The 19,925-nt window shown below is 67.1% G+C and carries 15 protein-coding genes; 6 read left to right on the top strand and 9 right to left on the bottom strand.

Features of this window, described 5'->3' with window-relative positions; translation table 11 throughout:
• Positions 1-53: 53 nt before the first annotated feature.
• The gene (locus NDI86_RS19335) at positions 54-1,538 is read right to left on the bottom strand and encodes a substrate-binding domain-containing protein (protein ID WP_310901978.1); all 1,485 of its coding nucleotides are present in this window, start codon (positions 1,536-1,538) and stop codon (positions 54-56) included.
• Positions 1,539-1,878: 340 nt separating this feature from the next.
• A complete protein-coding gene (locus tag NDI86_RS19340; RefSeq protein WP_310901979.1) occupies positions 1,879-2,955 on the bottom strand; it encodes a TrmB family transcriptional regulator in 1,077 nt (358 codons plus the stop codon).
• 253 nt (positions 2,956-3,208) lie between these two features.
• On the opposite strand from NDI86_RS19340, the gene NDI86_RS19345 reads away from it, so the two are divergent.
• Positions 3,209-4,003: a DUF8054 domain-containing protein gene (locus NDI86_RS19345; RefSeq protein ID WP_310901980.1), complete on the top strand. Its 795-nt coding sequence runs from the start codon at positions 3,209-3,211 to the stop codon at positions 4,001-4,003.
• 104 nt (positions 4,004-4,107) lie between these two features.
• Positions 4,108-4,740 carry a transcriptional regulator GfcR gene (gfcR, locus tag NDI86_RS19350; protein WP_310901981.1) on the top strand — a complete coding sequence of 211 codons (633 nt, stop codon included), beginning with the start codon at positions 4,108-4,110 and terminating at the stop codon, positions 4,738-4,740.
• Position 4,741: 1 nt separating this feature from the next.
• Here gfcR and NDI86_RS19355 read toward each other — a convergent pair whose 3' ends face one another.
• The 5 genes from NDI86_RS19355 to NDI86_RS19375 form a co-directional block, all read right to left on the bottom strand.
• Positions 4,742-6,460 (bottom strand): alpha-glucosidase, encoded by a 1,719-nt coding sequence (locus NDI86_RS19355; RefSeq protein WP_310901982.1) that lies wholly within the window; start codon positions 6,458-6,460, stop codon positions 4,742-4,744.
• A gap of 2 nt (positions 6,461-6,462) precedes the next feature.
• Positions 6,463-8,115 carry a glycoside hydrolase family 13 protein gene (locus NDI86_RS19360; protein WP_310901983.1) on the bottom strand — a complete coding sequence of 551 codons (1,653 nt, stop codon included), beginning with the start codon at positions 8,113-8,115 and terminating at the stop codon, positions 6,463-6,465.
• Between the two features lie 103 nt (positions 8,116-8,218).
• Positions 8,219-9,313, bottom strand: a complete 1,095-nt coding sequence (locus NDI86_RS19365; protein WP_310901984.1) for a M24 family metallopeptidase — start codon at positions 9,311-9,313, stop codon at positions 8,219-8,221.
• Positions 9,314-9,373: 60 nt separating this feature from the next.
• Positions 9,374-10,480: a Gfo/Idh/MocA family protein gene (locus NDI86_RS19370; protein ID WP_310901985.1), complete on the bottom strand. Its 1,107-nt coding sequence runs from the start codon at positions 10,478-10,480 to the stop codon at positions 9,374-9,376.
• A gap of 2 nt (positions 10,481-10,482) precedes the next feature.
• A complete protein-coding gene (locus NDI86_RS19375) occupies positions 10,483-11,451 on the bottom strand; it encodes a sugar phosphate isomerase/epimerase family protein (RefSeq protein ID WP_310901986.1) in 969 nt (322 codons plus the stop codon).
• A gap of 148 nt (positions 11,452-11,599) precedes the next feature.
• On the opposite strand from NDI86_RS19375, the gene NDI86_RS19380 reads away from it, so the two are divergent.
• The 4 genes from NDI86_RS19380 to gghA all read left to right on the top strand — a co-directional run bounded on the left by NDI86_RS19380 (position 11,600) and on the right by gghA (position 17,490).
• Positions 11,600-13,252 (top strand): sensor histidine kinase, encoded by a 1,653-nt coding sequence (locus NDI86_RS19380; RefSeq protein WP_310901987.1) that lies wholly within the window; start codon positions 11,600-11,602, stop codon positions 13,250-13,252.
• A gap of 64 nt (positions 13,253-13,316) precedes the next feature.
• Positions 13,317-14,567 carry a mandelate racemase/muconate lactonizing enzyme family protein gene (locus NDI86_RS19385; RefSeq protein WP_310901988.1) on the top strand — a complete coding sequence of 417 codons (1,251 nt, stop codon included), beginning with the start codon at positions 13,317-13,319 and terminating at the stop codon, positions 14,565-14,567.
• 124 nt (positions 14,568-14,691) lie between these two features.
• Entirely contained in the window at positions 14,692-15,030 is a 339-nt protein-coding gene (locus tag NDI86_RS19390; protein WP_310901989.1) for a hypothetical protein, read from the top strand.
• Between the two features lie 87 nt (positions 15,031-15,117).
• Positions 15,118-17,490, top strand: a complete 2,373-nt coding sequence (gene gghA, locus NDI86_RS19395) for a glucosylglycerol hydrolase (protein ID WP_310901990.1) — start codon at positions 15,118-15,120, stop codon at positions 17,488-17,490.
• On the opposite strand, the gene NDI86_RS19400 is transcribed toward gghA, so the two are convergent.
• Both NDI86_RS19400 and NDI86_RS19405 read right to left on the bottom strand, forming a co-directional pair.
• The gene (locus NDI86_RS19400; RefSeq protein WP_310901991.1) at positions 17,491-19,053 is read right to left on the bottom strand and encodes a class I adenylate-forming enzyme family protein; all 1,563 of its coding nucleotides are present in this window, start codon (positions 19,051-19,053) and stop codon (positions 17,491-17,493) included.
• Complete coding sequence (locus NDI86_RS19405; protein ID WP_310901992.1) at positions 19,046-19,846, bottom strand: alpha/beta fold hydrolase; 801 nt, start codon at positions 19,844-19,846, stop codon at positions 19,046-19,048. Before NDI86_RS19405 ends, NDI86_RS19400 begins: the two co-directional genes overlap by 8 nt.
• Positions 19,847-19,925: the final 79 nt, after the last annotated feature.

The following is a 19,925-nucleotide window of genomic DNA, read 5'->3' on the forward strand; positions in this document are numbered from 1 at the left end:
TCTATGAATGGGCGAATCCATAATGATTAATTCTGTCTATTGGCCCTTGAGCGTTACTGTGACTCGGTGTTCTCGAGCGAGCTCTGGAGGGTGGCCATCGCGTCGGCCGAGGAGGCCTCCTGGCCCACGGCGCGGTTAGCCTGCTGGGCGATTTTGCTCGACTGGTCGCTCCAGACGGCGGTCACGGGACGGGCCATCGTGTTGTTCCCGGCGACCTGCAGCGTGTCCATGTAGCGACCGACGACGTCGACGTTCTTGGCCTCGCTGGAGCTGAACAGTTCGGGCCGCGGGGGGAGCCACCCCTGGATGGAGAGCAGGGTCAGCTGGAAGTCCTCCTGCATCGCGGCGCGCATGACCGCGATGACGTCCTCCTGGTTCTGGATGTTCGGGTTGACCGTCATGTGCCAGCCACCGAGTGCGGCCGTGGTGCCACCGGTGCCGGGCTGGGCGGCGTTGCTCTCGGAGACCGCGTACGGAATCGGCATGGCGCCGAGGTCCTCGCCCAGGGCCGGGTCGTCGGTCTCGTCCGGGTTCCGACCGGTCAGTGCGAGGGAGTAGGGCCAGTTGCGGTGGAAGACGGAGTTACCCTCCGCGAACGGCGCGCGGGCGCCCTCCTCGATCCAGCCGAGGATGTTGGTCGGCGTGAAGCCGCCGCCGTAGCTCTCGAACTGGCTCTCGGCGTTCTCGTCGTGGACGAACTTCCGCATCATGTTCAGCGAGCTGATGACCTCGGGCTCGTTGACCGTGACCGGTCGTTCGCCGATTGGCCCGAAGAGGTTCTCGCGGCCGCCGAAGTAGGCGCCGCCCCACGAGGACATGACCTCGTTGAACGTACAGCAAGAGGTCCCCTCGTAGATGTCCCACTGCGTCGTAAAGCCGTACTCCGTCCCGGAGTTGTCCTGTACGTCCGCCGCGATGTTGGACCACTCCTCCCAGGTCATGGGCTCGGTCGCCCAGTTGTTCGACTCGGGGTTGTAGCCGGCTTCCTCGACGAGGTCCTTGCGGTACTGCATCGTCGGGAAGTCCGGGAACACCGGCACGCCAAACAGGTTGCCGCTACCCGGGTCACGCGCCGTCTCGGTGAAGGCGCTGAAGTAGTTGTCGTTGACGTCACTGAGCATGTCCTCGGGCAGCGCCTCCGTGAGGTTCTGGAGCTGACCGCGCTGGATGAAGATGTTCGTCCAGCCGTTGTCCATGAGGAACATGTCGGGGTCCGTCTCCCCGGCGTTCAGGAGGCGGTTGTAGTTCGACCGGGCCGCACCGGTGTCCTGGTTTCGCGGGACGAACTCGACGGTGATGTCCTCCGAGAGGCCGTTGTCGTAGAGGGCCTGCTTGATGGCGTCACCGTTGTTCTGGACGGCGACGGGGTCAAAGCCCCAGGTGACCGTCCGTCCGCCGCCGCCGCCGCCACCGCTCCCACCGAGGAGGTCGGCACAGCCTGCCAGCCCGGCCGTGAGCCCTGAGGCCCCGGCGGCCTGGACGAACCGGCGTCGTGATACTCCTGACGAACGAGCGTCGTGCGTGTCATCTCGCGACATATCTGTTCAGTCGTGATGGGGGGTGCTACTTAACTATTGCCCATAATTAACCACAGTCGTTGTTAACGAGTCCTATATTCGGGTACAACAACTATTGTTACTGATAGATTTGGAACGAATTGAACGACCATTATATAAAGCACTGGAGCTGCCGGGTCCGCTCACGGCGAACGGATTCCTTAAACGCGCAAACTGAGTTACTGTTTATTCAGTCTCGGGGGCCGTTCGACTGTGCCACGTGCGGAGGTCGAACTACGAGGCGACCGAGTTCGACTGCGCTACTGGAGGCCGTCGACGGGAGCGAAAAAGGCGAGCAGCTGTCCAGGCCCGTGAGTGCCGACTAGTCGTAGCGGACGTCGGTTATCGTGATTTCGGTGGCCTCGATAGTCTCGAGGACGGCGCCCCAGCCGCCGATGTCGTACTCCTCGCCGTCGACGTCGAGCGTGAGACTGATGCGGCCGGCCAGTTGCGCAAGCGGGACCGGGTCCTGTCGACCCATGGAACTCCCGGTGTAGTCGAGGTCGACGACCCGGCCGCGGAGGTCGACGGGCTCGTTAGTCTCCGTCTCGTACCCCTGGACACGCGCCTCGACGGAGGCCCCCTTCGCGAGAATCGGTTCGATGTCGCGGACGGCGTGGCGCAGGTCGACGTACGTCGTCGGCGTCTCCGGCGTCCGAACCGTGTAGACGGTCTCCCATATCTCCCAGAGACAGGTGAGGAAGAACCAGTGGAAGAGATACGTGTGCGTGCGGTCGTTGACCAACACCCCGTACTCGTTGACGGACTGTTGGTGGGGGGCGAAACAGGTCCAGCGACGGTCGACCAGCACCAGAAACGGCGAGGGGATGTCCCGGTGGCGAGCCTCGGTACAGGTCCCCTCTACCTCGGCGGCGTCGGGGATTTCGTCCTCGGGTAAGGTACAGATGCTGAGCTTGATGTTGACGCCGCGTTCGTGGGCCGCGGCCAGTTCCGGGCGGAGCGCGCGAAACTGCTCCGGGTCGACCCCGAGCTGTATCTGGTGTTCCGCCGAGTCGATGAGTTCTTTCGCCCGCTTGAGCACCGTGTCGAACCGTTTGACGATGCTCACCTCGTGGTCGGTAATCTCCGGTTCGTTCCACCGCTCCTCGATGTCCGAGGCGGCGTCGAGATACTTGCTCGACTGCGAGCGGAGGTTCTCCAGGACGCCCTGTGGGTCGTGTGCCCGGGCCGTCAGGGAGTCCTGCTGGAACGTCTCGATGTACCCCTTCGATTCGAGGTCACGCAACACGTCGTAGATACGCGGGTCCGGAACGTCGGACGCGTCGGCGATGTCCGTCGCCGAGGCCGTCCCGAGCCCCAGTAGGGCGACGTAGGCCTCCGCCTGATACGGCGAGAGCCCGGCGTCTTCCAGCACCTCGGTCAGTTCGTCGTCGTCCATTGGTCCTCGTGCTCCGGTGTCGTTCGATGTCTGTCTCTTGGTTCCATATTTCACACCCCTTGTAGTCGTTTTTCAGACGTGATTGAGGGTACTTCCATACTTCGGTACGCCACAGGCCGCCGTTCCCGGGGTTTGGCACCGGCCGGTCGAATCCGTGCGATTCAATAACAATGCCCGTTGTAAAATAGTATTGCATGATGCATCACCGTATCCGAGTGCGAGCGAGTGAGTGGAGACCGACGACCGACGACCGATGAACTGGGAAGATATCCGCCGCCCGTCCCACACTGGCGAGAACAGGTGTTGGCCCTGTACGACGGTGAATCTCGGCCTCGTCGGCGTGGCCGCGCTGTGGCTGTACCGCCGGGACCGGCGGGTCGGGGCGGTTGCGCTGGCCGCGCTCGGCGCCGCTGCCGTCGCGGTCCGCGGGTACGTGGTCCCGTACACGCCGCAGTTCGCGCCCCGCCTGGTCGCGGCGCTGCCGATTCCGGACGAGCTATTCGGGAAAGACACCGGTCCGTCGATTCCGGAGCGGGAGTCGCTGACGGCGACCGAACTCGACGGGACGACGGTACTCGACGAGCTCGCCGCCGCCGGCGCCATCGAGGCGGAGGGCGACCTGATACGGCCGACGGCGGCCGTCGACGAGACGTGGCACGGCGAGATGGACCGGTTGGCCGACGCGTCGCTCGACGCGCTCGCCCGGGAAGCGGCCGAGACGATTCCCGCGCGTGACTCGGCCGACAGCTACGACGACGGCGACAGCGAGTGGGTCGTCGTCGACGGCGTGCTGGTCGCCCGTCCGGTCGTGGTCGCCGAGCTCGCGGCGTACCACGCGCTGGGGGACGCGGTTGCCGACCAGGAGGTCCGGCTCGCGGGCGCCCGCGCGTTCAGGATGTTCCTCGACAGCTGTCCCGACTGCGGCAGTGCGCTCGTCGAGTCCTCGGCCGTCTCGTGCTGTGGCGGCTACACCGACCCCCAGACCGCGCCCGAGGAGATACTGGTCTGTCCGGACTGCGAGCAGCGGCTCTTCACCGTCCCGAACTGACGGCAGCCCGGCCACGCGCTCGTAGCCCGCCCCCACGCGATGTGGCACCGTGAACGCGGCACAAAGGCGTTGCATATTAAGCCCCGCCGGACAGAAGTCAACCCATGAAGAACATCGACGACCTCGTCGAGAGTGCGGCGGACCTCGCCGAGCGAGGCCTCTCCAAGGGCGAGATTGCCGACGAACTGAACGTCTCCCGCGAGACGGCGAGCTGGCTGGTCGAGCGCAGCGGCACCGGCGCGGCGCCGAAGGAGGTCCCCCAGAGCGGCCCCCACGACATCCACGTCGACTGGTCCGCGCTGGGCCGGGACAGCAGCCGCCTCCACCACATCGGCTGTGCGATGGCCGACCTGCTCTCGAAGCAGGGCGACGACGTCGACCTCACCATCGGCATCGAGAAGGCCGGCGCGCCCCTGGCGACGACAGTCGCGCGGGAACTGGACACCGACCTCGGTACCTACGCCCCCTCGAAACACCAGTGGGACGACGACGAGAGCGAGGCCTCGGACGGCTCTTTCTCCCGGAACTTCGCCCAGATTCGCGACCGGGACTGCTACGTCGTCGACGACACCATCACCAGCGGTAACACGATGACAGAGACCGTCGAGGCCATCCAGCAACAGGGTGGCAACCCCGTCGCCTGCGTCGTGCTGGCCGACAAGCGGGGCATCGAGGACATCCACGGCGTCCCGGTGTACTCGCTGTTACAGGTCATCCGCGTCGGCACCGACGACTGAGTCACTCCAGCCGGAAGATGCGGGCCTCGTAGGGCTCGTGGTCGGTCTCGGGCGCAATCGCGTCCCGGTCGTAGTTCGACAGCAGCAGGTCGGCGTTCTCTACCGTCGTCGGCAGGTCGACCGTCTCCGTCGAGCCGGAGAAGTTCAGCACGGAGAGCATCCGCTCGCTGACGCCGCCGTCGGGGAATTCGAGCGTCTGCGTGTAGGCCGCCAGTCGGTCGTGGTCCGGGTAGAGGTCGTCGTAGGTGCCGTAGACGAACGCGTCGTGTTCGGTGCGCAGGTCGATGAGCGACCGGTAGTACTCCGTGACGGAGTCGCCCTCCTGAGCCGCGGCGACGTTGACCTGCTCGTAGTTGGTGTTGACCGGGAGCCACGGCTCGCCGTCGGTGAAGCCGGCGTGTTCGCTGTCGTCCCACTGCATCGGCGTCCGGGCGTTGTCCCGCGATCGGTACCCCACTACGTCGGCAATCTCCTCGAAGCTCTCGTACCCCTCGGTCTCCATGAGTTCCTGTGCCCGGTTGCGGGCGTCGACGTCGGCCAGCGTCTCCATGGACTCCCAGTTGGCGTTGGTCATCCCGAGTTCCTGGCCCTGATAGACGTAGGGGGTCCCGGAGCGGGTCAGCATGAAGGTGCCGAGCAGCGTCGCCGACTCGCGGCGGTACTCCTCTGGGTCGCCGTACCGGGAGACCACGCGGGGCTGGTCGTGGTTCTCCCAGTAGAGGGCGTTCCAGCCCTCGTCGGAGAGGCCGTCGTGCCACCGCCGGGTTATCTCCTTGAGTTCGGGCAGGTCCCAGTCACCGACGCTCCAGCGCTCGTCGCCGTCGTAGTCCAGTTTCGTGTGCTGGAAGTGAAAGGCCATGTCCAGCGGGCCGCCCTCGCCGGCGTACTCGCGGGCCGTCTCCACGGTCAGGCGCGGCATCTCGCCGACGGTCAGGATGTCGTAGTTCGAGAGGACCCGCTCGTCCATCGCCTCCAGGTAGTCGAGTATCCGCGGGCCGTCGACGAAGTGTTCGGCGCCGACCCAGTCGCCGTCGGGGTCCCCGTCCGGGAGCCCGGGTGCCTTCGAGAGCAGATTGATGACGTCCATCCGGAAGCCGTCGATACCCTTCTCCAGCCACCAGGCCATCATGTCGAAGATGTCCCGGCGGACCGCCGGGTTGCGCCAGTTCAGGTCGGGCTGTGACTCGTCGTAGAGATGGAGGTAGTACGCTTCGCGTACCTCGTCGTAGGCCCAGGCGGAGCCGCCGAAAAACGACTCCCAGTTGTTCGGCGGGTCGCCGTCCGCGTCGCCCTCGCGCCAGATGTAGTAATCCTCGTATTCCGGGTCGCCACGTCGCGAGCGCTGGAACCACTCGTGGTCGACGGAGGTGTGGTTGACCACGAGGTCCATCACCAGTCGCATGTCCCTGTCGTGAACCTGTGCGAGCAGCTCCTCCCAGTCGGCCATCGTCCCGTACTCGTGGTGGATAGAGCGGTAGTCGCTGATGTCGTAGCCGTTGTCCCGCTGTGGCGACTCGTACACCGGGTTGAGCCAGATGACGTCGACGCCCAGGTCGGCGACGTGGTCGAGTCGGTCGATGATACCGGGGATGTCACCGATGCCGTCGCCGTCGCTGTCCGCGAAGCTCCGCGGGTATATCTGGTAGACGACCGACTCCTTCCACCACGTGCGCTCCTCGTCCGGGACCGGATGACTGACTTGTTGTGGTGTGTCGGTCATGGTCACTCCAGCTGGTAGACGCGTGCCTCGTAGGGCAACAGGGTGAGCGTGGCGCCGGGCTCGGTCGAGCCCTCGTAGTTCGAACACAGCAGTTCCGCGGTCCGAGCGGCGTCCTCGAGCGTCACCGTGGTCTCCGTGTCGTCGAGATTCAGCGCGACCAGGATGGCGTCGCCGTCCAGTTCCATGCGGTAGGCCCACACGGATTCGTGGTCGGGAAGCAGAAGGTTATACGCACCGTATATCAGCGTCTCGTGGCTCTCCCGCAGTTCCACGAGGTCACGGTAGTAGTGCAACACCGAGTTCGGGTCCGCCTCGGCGGCCGCCACGTTGATGTCCTCGTGATCGGGGTTGACCGGGAGCCACGGCTCGCCGTCGGTGAAGCCGGCGTGTTCGCTGTCGTCCCACTGCATCGGCGTCCGGGTGTTGTCCCGTGACTTGTCACGGACGGCCTGTTTCGCGTCCTCGAAACCGTCTATCTCGCCCGCCGCGATGGCGGCCTCGACGTGGCCGATGGACTGGAGGTCGTCGAGTTCGTCGAGACTCGACCACGGGTAGTTCGTCATCCCGATTTCCTGACCCTGGTAGACGTAGGGCGTCCCCGAGAGGGTAAAGAGGAGCGTGCCCAGGAGTTTGGCGGACTCGCGGCGGTACTCGCCGTCGTCGCCAAAGCGGGAGACGATTCGGGGCTGGTCGTGGTTGGTCAGATACAGGGAGTTCCAGCCGTCGAGTTCGGTCTGCCACTTCGAGATGACGGCCTTGAGGTCGGTGAGGTCCCACTCCGACGGCGAGAGCCACTGGCCGTCGTGGTCGACGGACATGTGTTCGAAGTGAAAGAGCATGTCCATCGGCCCGTCCTCGCTGACGTAGTCGCTCGCCGTCTCCGGGTCGACGTTGACACACTCCCCGACGGTCATCGCGTCGTACTCCTCGTAGGTCTCGGCGGCCATCTCGCTGAGGTACTCGACCGCGTCGGGACCGTTGGTGAAGTGTTCGATGCCGACCCAGTCGTTGTCGGGGTCGCCGTCGGGCCAGTCGTCCGGTTTCGAGACCATGTTGATGACGTCCATCCGGAAGCCGTCGATACCCTGCTCCAGCCACCAGTTCATCATCTCGTAGACGTCCTCGCGGACGGCCGACTCGTTCCAGTTCAGGTCCGCCTGGGTCTCGTCGAACAGGTGGAGATACTGCATCCCGGCGTCGTCGTCGGTCGACCAGGCCGGGCCGCCGAAGCCGCTCTCCCAGTTGTTCGGCGGCTCCTCGCCCTCGTGCCAGTAGTAGTACTCCCGATAGCCGTCCTCGCCGCGACGGGAGCGCTGGAACCACTCGTGCTCGGTCGAGGTGTGGTTGACCACGAGGTCCATGATGAGCTTCATGTCCCGCTCGTGGACCGCATCGAGTAGCTCCTCCCAGTCGGCCATCGTCCCGTAGGCCTCGTGGATAGCCCGGTAGTCGCTGATGTCGTAGCCGTTGTCCGCCTGCGGTGACTCGTACACCGGGTTCAGCCAGATGACGTCGACGCCGAGGTCGGCGACGTGGTCGAGTCGGTCGACGATGCCCCGGAGGTCGCCGACGCCGTCGCCGTCGCTGTCCGCGAAACTCTTGGGATAAATCTGGTAGACGACCGCTTCCTTCCACCAGGCGCGCTGTTCGTTCATATACAGAACGGTTGTGCGAAGCTGTACTTAAATCTAGTCGAGTGGCTACAACTACCGTTGTAAACGATTTTATCCGCCGAGTCGCGGAGCCGGACTAGCCGCCTCAGATGTCCAGCACGCCGTGGCGTGGGACGGTTTCGTCGTAGCCGACCGCGTCGACCCGCTCGGTCGGCCACTCGCCCGTCCCCGAGAGGAGTTCGACCCCGTCCCCGGTGACCAGGTGGGTGTCCTCGCTTTTCGCGCCCCGGACGGTCGGGTTCCAGGCGTAGGCCTGTGGAAGCACGACGCGCTCGTCGCTGTCGGGCGTCGCGACCCACTCCCGGCCGGCGTAGCCCGCCGCACCGCCCTGGTGGTGGTTGCGCCACTCGTCCGCCCAGCCCACGGCCTCGTAGGCGTCCTGGACGGCTTCGAATACGTCGCCCGCGGTCCCGCCGTCGCGACCGACCGCCCGCGTCGCGGCCAGCGCAGTCGCCTCGACGCGCATCGCCTCCTGCGTCCGCTCGCGGAGCCACTCGGGCGCGTCGAAGGCGACCGTCCGGGTACAGCTCGTGTAGAGCCCGTCACGCTCGGCGGTCACCGAGAGGAGGGCGTAGTCGCCGAGGGGTTCGGGCTTTGGCGTGTAGTGGCGGTACCGCTGGGCGCGCTGGCCACCGCCGACGAGGGCAACCGGCGAGTCGACGCCAGCCTCGGCCAGTTCGCCCCGGAGGTCGGCCGCGACGGACCGCTCGGTGTCGCTCGCGGCGGCCCGCCGGGCCACGCGTTCGACGGCCGCCGCCACCTCGGCGCCGAGGTCACGGTATCGCTCTCGCTGTGTCTCGGTGAGGGGCTGTCGGAGCGCCGAGGCGTCGACGGTGGCGAAACCGGGAACCTCGAAGTCGGCGGCGGCCGGTGTCGGACTCGCCTCGGCGACGGCCGACCCCAGGTCCCCCTCGTACCACGTGTACGTCTCGACCGCGACGCCGTCGGCCAGTTCCTCCTCGCGCAGTCGCGGCCCCTCGATGGTGTCCGTGACGACCGTGACGCCGTCACCGTCGTAGCCCGCCGCCGCGACGCCGATATCGCCGCCCCGGTCGACGACGTTGTCGGCCGGGCGGCCGGTCGCGCCGGTCAGCCAGGCGAAGCTGTTCGGTCGGGCGAACCAGACCGCGGCGAGGTCGTTGCGCTCCAGATACGCGTCGAGTCGGGCGGTGACTGACATAGCGGCCCAACGAAGGGGGGCCGATTAAAACCGCGCGGTGTAGGAGTCGTCCGTCCCGGGCTACAGCGTGACCCGTTCGCCCCGCTCGTCGCTCCGTTCGACGGCGTCGAGGACCCGCTGGACCGCCAGCCCGTCGGCGAAACTCGGCTCGTAGCTACCGTCCCGTGCGACCGCCGTGAGGAACTCGTAGTTCTCGTGGACGAACGTGTGTTCCCAGCCGATGACGTGGCCCGGCGGCCACCAGTGCTCTACGTAGGGGTCGTCCGGGTCGGTGACCAGAATCGTCTCGTAGCCGCGGTCGCCCTCGCGCAGCAGTTCGAGTTCGTTCAGCCGCTCCAGCGAGAACCGCAGGCTCCCCTTCGACCCCTCGATTTCGACGGTGTGGTCGTTCTTGTGGCCGTTAGCGAAGCGCGAGGCCTCCAGGGTGCCCATCGCGCCGTTCCCGAAGTCGACCTGGGCGCTGTAGGCGTCGTCGACGGTGACTTCGCGGCTCTCGTCGCTCCCTTCCACAGGGCGCTCGTCGACGAACGTCCGGAGGTGACCCGAGACCTCGGCGATGTCGCCGACGAGGAATCGCGCGAGGTCGATAGTGTGGGCCCCGAGGTCACCCAGCGCCCCGCTACCGGCCATCTCGGCGTCGTTGCGCCACGACCACGGCGCCTCGGGGTCGACGAGCCAGTCCTGGAGGTACCGTCCGCGGAAGTGGTGGAGTTCGCCCAGTTCCCCCGCGTCGATGAGGGTCTTCGCGTACTGGATGGCCGGGACGAACCGGTAGTTGAACGCGACGCCCGCGGGGACTCCCGCGTCTCCCGCGGCGTCGGCCATGTCCTCGGCGTCCTCCAGAGTGGGCGCGAGGGGCTTCTCGCAGAACGTCGGCGTCCCCGCTTCGAGCGCTGCGATAGCGGGTTCGGCGTGGACGTTGTTCGGGCCGAGGTTGTAGAAGACGTCGACTTCGTCGACCACGTCGCGCCAGTCGGTCGCCGTCCGCTCGAACCCGAGTCGGTCGGCGGCGTCGGCCAGCGCGTCCTCGTCGCGCCCGACGATGACCTCGCGGTTGAGTTCGGGGGCGTCCTCGAAGAACATCGGGAGCCGAGCGAAGGCGTTCGCGTGGGCCTTGCCCATGAACCGGTACCCCAAGACACCGATGTCGAGTGGTTCAGATGGCATCGTTATTCAGCCCAGTAGGCGTCACCCGGCTGTGTCTCGAAGACGGCGCGGTCGAGCACGTCGACGGCCTTCTCTAAGCCCTCGCGGGCGCTGGTCAGGGAGTCCTCGTGTTCGATGGAGAGGGCGCCGTCGTAGCCGACCATCCGCAGCGTCGAGACCACGTCCTTCCAGTGGCCCTCGCCGTGGCCGTAGCCGATAGAGCGGAACAGCCACGAGCGGTTCGGCTCGTCGGTGTAGGCCGTCGTGTCCAGGACCCCTTTCTCCCGGGCCTGGTCCTCGTAGACCTTCGTGTCCTTGGCGTGGAAGTGGTGGATGGCGTCCTCGTTGCCGAGCAGGCGGATAGCGCTTGTCACGTCGATGCCCTGCCAGTACAGATGCGAGGGGTCGAAGTTCGCGCCGACGTGCTCGTTGGTCGCCTCGCGCAGTTCCAGCATCCCGTGGGGCTCGTAGACCAGCATGTTGGGGTGCATCTCGATGGCCACGTCGACGCCGTGGTCGGCGGCGTGGTCGGCCAGGTCCGCCCAGTACTCCGTGGCGACCTCCCACTGGTACTCGTGGGCGTCGGCGTGTTCCTGGGGCCACGGCGCGGTGACCCAGTTCGGCACCTCGTCGTTCGGGCCGCCGGCGGGCAGCCCCGAGAAACAGGTGACGGTGTTCACGTCTAGCTGGTCGGCCAGCGTGATGGCCTCCCGGAGTTCGGTGTCGGCCTCCTCGGCCCGCTCGTCGTCGGGATGGAGCGGGTTGTTGTGGGTCGCGAGCGCGCTTACGCGCATCCCGTGTTCGTCGAGACGGTCGTGGAAATCAGCCTGTGTGGCCTCGTCGTCCAGCAGCGCGCCTCGGTCCAGGTGGTCCGAGCCGGGATAGCCGCCACAGCCGATTTCGACCGCTTCGACGCCGATACCGTCGAGATACGAGAGGGCGTCGTCGAGCGGCTGGTCGCCGAGCGGGACTGTCAGCACACCAATATCCATGCGGGCAGGTACAACAGGTGGTGTGATAAAAACCCGGGCGAGGGCAGGGACCGCCGCCTGCCGACCGGGCCGGGCGGTCGACACCGTCAGCGAGTGACGGCCGCCGCAGTGCTGGTGAATTTATATATTTCGACGCTCGTAACCGTGTATGGACCCGGCGCTCCTGGCATATCAGGGCGTTCTCGGAGCCGTCTGTCTGGCCACGGGCGGCGTGACGGTCCGGGCGTGGCAACGGCGCGAGGAACCGGGCGCCGCGTATCTGGCCGTGATGAACTTCGGAATCGTCTTCTGGACGCTGTTTACGCTAGTGCCGACCGTCCTCGGGGCGTCGAGGTGGTCGTTCGTCTCTCTCAGGCTCGTCATCCCGTTCGTCGCCGTCGGCGTCTTCGGGCTGTTCGCGTTCACGCTTGAGTACACCGGCCGGGGCGAGTATCTGACCCGCCGGTCCGTGGCGCTGCTGTCGGTAGAGCCGATACTGGTCTCGGTCGTCACCCTCACCAACGGCTACCACGAGCTTATGTGGACGGAGGCCGCGATCGACCCGGCGGCCGTGTACGGCGTAGTCAGGACCTTTCAGGCCGGGTTCCTGGTCCACACGCTGTACTCCTACGCGCTGCTCGTCGCGGCGGTGTACATGATAGGGGGCTTCGCGGTCCGCTCGGATTTCCTCTATCAGAAACAGGTCGTCGCGTTCCTCTGTGCCATCTTCGTCCCCTGGGTCGGGAACTTCCTCTACATCTTCACGCCGGTGCAGTACGACCTCTCACAGGTCGGCTTCGCCGTCACCGGCATCTCGCTGGGCTACGCTATCACGTCGGTCGGCTTCCTCGATATCACGCCCGTGGCCCGAAACAGAGTCGTGGAGACGCTCCAGGCCAGCGTACTCGTCATCGACACGCAGGGTCGGCTCGTCGACATCAACGACGAGGGGCGGCGGCTGCTCGGGGTCGGCGCCGACTCGGTCACCGGCGAACGGGTCGCCCGGCTGTTAGACCCGTTCCCCGACACAGAGGCCCTCGTCGAGACGATAATGTCAGCCACGGACGACGAGACCTTCGAGGCCGAACTCGCCGACCGGACCTTCACCGTCCGTATCTCGCCGCTGTACGACCAGCGCGACCTGCTGGCCGGTCGAGTCGTCCTCGTCAACGACGTCACCGAACAGGTCGAGCAGCGCCGGGAGCTCCGCCAGCGAAACGAGCAGCTCGACCGCTTCGCCGGCGTCGTGAGCCACGACCTCCGGAATCCGCTGACGGTGGCCGCCGGCAAGCTCGAACTGTTCAGACAGACCCGCGAGGACGACTTCCTCGACGACGTCGACGATTCCCTGGCGCGGATGGAGCGGCTCATCTCGGACGTGCTCACGCTGACGCGGACCGGCGCCAGCGACATCGAGACCGAACCCGTCTCCGTGACGGCCGTCGCCGATGCGGCCTGGAGCAACGTCGAGACCGGCGACTCGGCGCTGACCGTCGACACGGAGTGGACGCTACCGGCCAAGCGGAGCCTCCTCATGCAACTGTTCGAGAACCTGTTTCGCAACAGCGTCGAACACAACCCCGACCCCGTGACGGTGACGGTCGGCAGCCTGCCGGACGGCCTGTTCGTCGAAGACGACGGCGTGGGCATCCCGGAAGGCGAGCGGGGCGACCTGTTCGAAGCGGGCGTCTCCGGCTCCGACACCGGCACCGGACTGGGCCTGATGATAGTCGACCAGGTGGCGACGGTCCACGAGTGGGAGACGACGGTGACGGCGAGCGCCGACGACGGGGCGCGCTTCGAGGTCCGGTCAGCGAGTTGAGCACAACGTGCGTAGTGAGCGGCTTTCCTCTACACTTTTGTGACGGGGCAAGCAAGCCACCGCCATGGGACACGCGAACGATATCGATTACGCCGACCTGCACGACCCCAACGCGGAGTACACGATGCGAGAGCTGTCCGCCGAGACGATGGGGGTCACCGCGAAGCGGGGCGGCGGTCGGGACGTGGAGATTACCGACGTCCAGACCACGATGGTCGACGGGAACTTCCCGTGGACCCTGGTCCGCATCTACACGGACGCCGGTGTCGTCGGCACCGGGGAGGCCTACTGGGGCGCCGGCGTCCCCGAACTCATCGAGCGGATGAAACCCTTCGTCGTCGGGGAGAACCCGCTCGACATCGACCGGCTCTACGAGCACCTCGTCCAGAAGATGTCCGGCGAGGGCTCCGTCGAGGGGGTCACCGTCACCGCCATCTCCGGTATCGAAATCGCGCTCCACGACCTCGCGGGGAAGATTCTCGAGGTGCCGGCCTACCAGTTGCTGGGCGGGAAGTACCGCGACGAGATGCGGGTCTACTGTGACTGCCACACCGAAGAGGAGGCCGACGCCGACGCCTGTGCCGCCGAGGCCCGACGGGTCGTCGACGAACTGGGGTACGACGCGCTGAAGTTCGACCTCGACGTGCCCAGCGGCCTGGAGAAGGACCGCGCCAACCGCCACCTCCGCCCGGGCGAAATCCGCCACAAGGCCGAAATCGTCGAGAAGGTCACCGAGGAGGTCAAAGACGAGGCCGACGTAGCCTTCGACTGTCACTGGACCTTCTCCGGCGGTTCCGGCAAGCGGCTGGCCGACGCTATCGAGGAGTACGACGTGTGGTGGCTGGAAGACCCCGTCCCGCCGGAGAACCTCGACGTGCAGGAGGAGGTCACCAAGTCCACGACGACGCCCATCACCGTCGGCGAGAACCGCTATCGCGTAACCGAGGAGCGGCGCCTCATCGAGCGCCAGGCCGTCGACATGATAGCGCCGGACCTGCCGAAGGTCGGTGGGATGCGCGAGACCCGCAAGATTGCCGACGTTGCCAACCAGTACTACATCCCCGTGGCGATGCACAACGTCGCCTCGCCGGTGGCGACGATGGCCAGCGCACAGGTCGGCGCCGCGGTGCCGAACTCGCTGGCCGTCGAGTACCACTCCTACGAACTGGGCTGGTGGTCGGACCTGGTCGAGGAGACGGTCATCGAGGACGGCTACATCGAGATTCCCGAGGACCCGGGGCTGGGCCTGACGCTGGACATGGACGCCGTCGAGGAGCACATGGTCGAGGGCGACACCCTCTTCGACGAAGCGTAGCTTCACCGAGCAGCGTTTTGCTGGCGTTCGACGGGGCCTGAGACGGACAGCGACGAGCGCGGTCCCGACCCGACTCGCCGAAATCGCCGGCCAGTTTTTATTCGATGGTGTGGACACATTAGCTATGGCTGATGTCCCAGAAACGAACGACGGCACGAGCGGCCCCCTGGCGTGGCTGCTGGTGGGTCCCCTGGTCGCACTGATGGTCGGAGTACCGTTTCTAGTGTTTACAGCGGTCCTGTCGGTTGCTCTCGCCGCCATCGACTCGGTGGTCGGTCTCCCGGTCGTCACGCTCGGACTGTTCGAGGCGGTCGGACTGCCCGCGACGGTGCTGGGCGTCCCGCTGCTGTACAGCGTCGTGCCGTCGCTGCTCGCCAGCCTCGGCCTGCTGGCGTCGGCGGGGCTGGACTGGGAGGGGACCGATTCCAGCGGCGGCGGTTCGGTAGGTAGTCGGTGGCGTTGACGACCGCGTCGGCAGCCTGAACTAGTTAATAACACCTGTTGTACGTTATTGGGAAAGTAATTTATTCGGTGGCGGTCACGATAGGCTATGACCGCTGCTGAGACACTCCCGGAGGTGACGTCGGCGCTCGTCGATGCCCAGCGGGAGACGCTCGACGAACACGAAGACCGCTTCGAGGCCGCGAAAGCACTGACCCCGCGCCTCGGTGCCCACTGGCGCGACGGCCACGCGGAGTTCGGGTTCTGGACGCCACAGCTCGTCGGCGAGGTACCCGAGTCGGCGGTGCAACTCGAACTACTGACGCCGGCCGAGGACGTGGACCTGACCGCCGACGAACAGACCGTCGAGTTCGACCGCGAGTTGGTCGAGACGCGCCGTGAGGGAGAGTTCACGTGGGCCGCCGTCGACGGGGTACGGCCGGGGACACGCGAGCGACTCGGGACGCTGTACCGGCTCAGCTACGAGGGAGAGGGCGAGCGCGAGACGGTGACGGACCCCTTCGCCGACTCGCTTCCCTTCGGTTCGTACGGTCCCGCGGAGCTGTACGACACGAGCCGGCTGGACGAGGAACGCGCCGACCGAGAGTACTTCGAGCGCCTCGAAGCGGACGGCGTCGCCCCCCACGCGAGCGAGGACGACGGCCTCCCCAGGTTCGAGCCGGCGACGAGCATGCTGGAGATTCACCCGGGCACCGCGACGGAGTCGGGGACACTGGCGGGCCTGACCCGCCAGTTCGAGACCATCGGGGAGAAACAGGAAGATGGCGAGGACCTGACCCCGGCCGAGCGGAACTTCGTCGGTTACGACGCGGTCCAGTTGATGCCCGTCGCGCCCATCACACAGAACGAGGACGAACTGGGCTACTGGCTGGAACAGACCGAGACCGACGACAGCCTCCAGGCGACGGTGCGCCGCCCGGACATGGTCAACTGGGGCTACGACATCGTCATCTCCGGGTTCGGGACGGTCAACCCGGCCATCCTGGAGACGCGCCGCCCGGACGAACTCGTGGATTTCATCGCCACGATGCACACCCTGCCCGACCCGGTCAAGGTCGTCTTCGACATCGCGCTGGGCCACGCCGACAACGGCGCCCTGCCGCTGCTGAACGACGAGTGGTTCGCCGGGCCCGGGATGTACGGTCAGGAGCTCGACTACACTGAACCCGTCGTCCGCGCCGGCCTGCTCGAACTCCAGCGCCGGAAGATGGACTTCGGCGCGGACGGCATCCGCGTCGACGGGGCACAGGACTTCACGAACTGGGACCCCGAGGCCGAGGAGGAGTGGCACGACGACGACTACTTAGCGGAGATGGACCGGGTCACACAGGAGGTCGCCGGCGTCGAGTACCGCCCCTGGATGATTTACGAGGACGGCCGCCCGTGGCCCCGCTCGGACTGGGAACTGGCCTCCACCTACCGCACCCTCATCGACCAGCACCCCCACGCCTACCAGTGGGGACCGGTCACCTTCGCGCACAACACGCCCGCCCTGCAGACCTTCTGGGCGACCAAGTGGTGGCGCGTGAAGGAGGTCGCCGACATGGGCGCAAACTGGATTTCCGGCGTCGCCAACCACGACACCATCCGGCGGGGCACCCAGCTGGAACCCGAGCCGCCCTTCAGCCAGCCCCAGATTAACCGCTATCTGGGCGACAGCGAACCGGAGAAGCTCGACCGCGCCTACAACAACCCCGCGTCGACCGTCCTCTTTCACGCCTTCCTGCCGGGCTGTCCGATGGACTTCACCCACGCCAACATGCGCGCGCCGTGGGGCTTCGTGCGTGACACCGACGCCGTCTGGAACCTGAAGGTACTCGCCGAGGAGGAGAACTTCCCGGCGTGGCAGATTCGCCCCGAGCAGTTCCACGACGACGCCCACTTCGAGCGGCTCAAGGAGTGGGGCTTCGAGGAGCGCGACGAGCTGAGCGACTTTCTCGACCTGCTGGCCCGGGCCGTCGAGATGACCGACTACGACAAAGCGGAGATAGCGACGCTGCTGAACACGATGGGGACGCCCATCGGCGAAGAGTTCACCGTCGAGGAGCTCGAACAGCTCGGCCGGGACTGGATGCGCGACGTGGCCGACTTCGCCAACCTCGCCCACTGGCACGACCAGCAGGGCGACGAGCGGACGGCGTTCGACCTCGCGGTCCGGGAGTTCCGCCAGGGCCACGACTGGGTCGTCGGCGACCTCACCGACGGGGACACCCTCGACTACGTCTACCCGACCGACGGCACCGTCCTCTACTACGGCCACCGAACCGCGCCCGACGGGGGCGAGGAACTGCTGTTCGTGGGGAACATGGAAGGTGTCGCCGAGCGCGTGGTTCCCACCGACCTCGCAGACGTGAGCGACGACGGCTGGGAACTGGCGCTCTCCTCCCCCGGCCTCGACGTCGACGGGGCCGCCGACCCGCTCGAACTCGCCGACAGCGAGGTCGCGCTGTTCGTCCGGTAACTACTCCCCGCCGAACCGCTCGCGGACCGCCTGGCGGTCGATTTTCTCCGGCCCCGAGGTCGGCATCTCGTCGACGAACGCCAGCCGCTTGGGCACCTTGTACCGCGCGAGCCGCCCGTCACAGAACGCCTCGATATCGCCGACCGTGAGCGCGTCGTCGCCCTCGACGACGGCGTTGCCGACCTGGCCCCACTGCTCGTCGGGGACGGGGACGACGACCACCTCGTCGATGCGGGCGTGGTCCGTGAGGACGCTCTCGATTTCGGCCGGATAGACGTTCTCGCCGCCGCTGACGAACATCTCCTTCTTTCGGCCCTCGATGCGGTAGTAACCGTCGGCGTCGACGCTGGCGAGGTCGCCCGTCGACACCCAGCCACCCCCGAACGTCGCCGCGCTCTCGTCGCTGTCGAGATAGCCCGCCGCGGCGTGGGGCGAGCGCAACTGGAGTTCGCCGACCGCACCCCGTTCGACCGGCTCACCGTCCTCGACGACGCGGGCGTCGACGTGCATCGCGGGTTTCCCCACCGTGTCGGCCTTCTCGTGGGGCCAGCCGTCGGGCATCGCGAAGTTGTTCGGCCCGCACTCGGTGAGGCCGTACCCCTGCGAGAGGTCGACGCCGCGGGACCACCAGGCGTCCATGACCGACTGGCGGCAGGGGCCGCCGCCGGACTTGACGATTCGCAGAGTCGAGAGGTCGGTCCCGGACCAGTCGTCGTGTTCGGTGAGCGCCCGGAGGACCGCCGGGACGGCCACCAGCACCGTCGCGCCCTCGCGTTCGACGGTCCCGAGGAGCCCCCCGGCGTCGAACTCGCGGGCCAGCACGACCGTCCCGCCCATGTGCCAGACCGGGACCGTGACCACGTTCCAGCCGCCGGTGTGGAACATCGGGAAGGTGAGCGGCGTCACGTCGTCGTCGCGCAGCCCCCACGAGGCGACGGTGTTCAGCGAGTTCCAGACCACGCCCCGGTGGGTGATGACCGCCTCCTTCGGCGTCCCGGTCGAACCGCCGGTGTGGAGCAGCAGGTGCGGGTCGTCGGGCGCGAGCGTCGCGGTGTCGACTGGGCTGTCGTCCTCGGGTAGTTCCGCCGCGTAGGTCGCGGTCCCGTCTGGCACCTCGTCGCCTCCGCCGTCGTCCGTCGCTTCGATAGCCAGTACCGTCGGCGCCGCGCCGTCCGCGTCGTCGAGCGCCGCCCGCGTCTTCTCCAGAAACGGCCTCTCGACGACCAGGAGGGCGGGGTCGACCCGGTCGAGCAGGGCGGCGAGTTCGGGCGGTGCGAGCAGATGGGAGAGCGGCGCGAGGACGCTCCCCGTCTTGCCAGCGGCGAAGAACAGGTCGACCAGTTCGGGGCGGTTGCGCGAGACGACGGCGAAGCGGTCACCGCCGCCGACGCCCGCCGCGCGGAGCAGCCGACTCCCCCGATTGGCCCGCCGGTCAAGCGCCGCGTAGGTGTACCGCTCGCCCGTCGCGGCGTCGACCAGGCCGACCCGGTCGGGGGTCAACTGCGCCCGTTTCTCGCTCCAGGCGCCGACCCAGGCTTGGGGCCCGTCGGCGAAGTCAGACATCGGCGAGGAACCCCCGGAGCGCCTCGTTGACCGCGTCGGCCCGTTCGATAAAGAGAAGATGCGGCGCGCCGTCGAGTTCCAGATACTCGACGTCGGGCAGTCCGTCGGCGAGCAGACGACCGTTCTCGACGGGGACGACCCGGTCGGCCGTCCCGTGGACGAGGAGCGTCGGCGCGGTGATATCGCCGAGTCGGTCGTGGACATCGAACGCCTCGACGGCGGCGGCCTGCCACGCGAGTGCCTGCTCACCGGCGTCACTCTCGATGCGCCAGTCGACGATGCGCTCTAGCAGGTCGTCGTGCTCCCCCACGAAGGTGTCGGTCATCGCCGGCGCCATCTTGTAACGGCGCCGCTCCCGTTCGTCGTACTCCTCGGGCACGTCGAAGATTCGCTGCTGTGTCTCCTCGGGCGTCGGGACCGCCTCGGGACCGCCCGGCGTGGTACAGAGCAGCGTCAGCGACTCGGCCCGCCCGTGGTCCAGCGCGAACTGCTGGGCTATCATCCCGCCCATGCTGGCGCCGACGACGTGGGCGGAGTCGACGCCGGCGTCGTCGAGGACGGCCGCGAGGTCGGCCGCCATCTCGCCGATGGTGTACGGACCCTCTGGCGTGTCGGAGTCGCCCGTGCCGCGGTTGTCCGGGACGATAGTGTCGTAGTTGCCGAGCGCTGCCCGTTGCCAGCGCCACATCCATCGGCCGTAACCCAGTCCCTCGACGAACACGACAGAGTCGGCGTCCGGCGGCCCGGAACGCTCGTAGGCCAGGCGGGCGCCGTCGTTGGTCGCGGTCGGCATGGGCCGACTACGGGGCCCGGCCGTTTGAATCTGTGTCGGCGCGCGCCCGCCACACCGCCGGGCCACGTTGTCAGATAGT

The sequence above is a fragment of the Haloarcula onubensis genome (genome assembly GCF_031624605.1).
In the GTDB taxonomy this organism is placed as follows: Archaea; Halobacteriota; Halobacteria; order Halobacteriales; family Haloarculaceae; genus Haloarcula; species Haloarcula onubensis.

Excerpts from the sequence above, each read along its gene's own strand:
- NDI86_RS19335 (WP_310901978.1), bottom strand. The coding sequence starts at position 1,538 with ATGTCGCGAGATGACACGCACGACGCTCGTTCGTCAGGAGTATCACGA.
- NDI86_RS19340 (WP_310901979.1), bottom strand. The coding sequence starts at position 2,955 with ATGGACGACGACGAACTGACCGAGGTGCTGGAAGACGCCGGGCTCTCG.
- NDI86_RS19345 (WP_310901980.1), top strand. The coding sequence starts at position 3,209 with ATGAACTGGGAAGATATCCGCCGCCCGTCCCACACTGGCGAGAACAGG.
- gfcR (WP_310901981.1), top strand. The coding sequence starts at position 4,108 with ATGAAGAACATCGACGACCTCGTCGAGAGTGCGGCGGACCTCGCCGAG.
- NDI86_RS19355 (WP_310901982.1), bottom strand. The coding sequence starts at position 6,460 with ATGACCGACACACCACAACAAGTCAGTCATCCGGTCCCGGACGAGGAG.
- NDI86_RS19360 (WP_310901983.1), bottom strand. The coding sequence starts at position 8,115 with ATGAACGAACAGCGCGCCTGGTGGAAGGAAGCGGTCGTCTACCAGATT.
- NDI86_RS19365 (WP_310901984.1), bottom strand. The coding sequence starts at position 9,313 with ATGTCAGTCACCGCCCGACTCGACGCGTATCTGGAGCGCAACGACCTC.
- NDI86_RS19370 (WP_310901985.1), bottom strand. The coding sequence starts at position 10,480 with ATGCCATCTGAACCACTCGACATCGGTGTCTTGGGGTACCGGTTCATG.
- NDI86_RS19375 (WP_310901986.1), bottom strand. The coding sequence starts at position 11,451 with ATGGATATTGGTGTGCTGACAGTCCCGCTCGGCGACCAGCCGCTCGAC.
- NDI86_RS19380 (WP_310901987.1), top strand. The coding sequence starts at position 11,600 with ATGGACCCGGCGCTCCTGGCATATCAGGGCGTTCTCGGAGCCGTCTGT.
- NDI86_RS19385 (WP_310901988.1), top strand. The coding sequence starts at position 13,317 with ATGGGACACGCGAACGATATCGATTACGCCGACCTGCACGACCCCAAC.
- NDI86_RS19390 (WP_310901989.1), top strand. The coding sequence starts at position 14,692 with ATGGCTGATGTCCCAGAAACGAACGACGGCACGAGCGGCCCCCTGGCG.
- gghA (WP_310901990.1), top strand. The coding sequence starts at position 15,118 with ATGACCGCTGCTGAGACACTCCCGGAGGTGACGTCGGCGCTCGTCGAT.
- NDI86_RS19400 (WP_310901991.1), bottom strand. The coding sequence starts at position 19,053 with ATGTCTGACTTCGCCGACGGGCCCCAAGCCTGGGTCGGCGCCTGGAGC.
- NDI86_RS19405 (WP_310901992.1), bottom strand. The coding sequence starts at position 19,846 with ATGCCGACCGCGACCAACGACGGCGCCCGCCTGGCCTACGAGCGTTCC.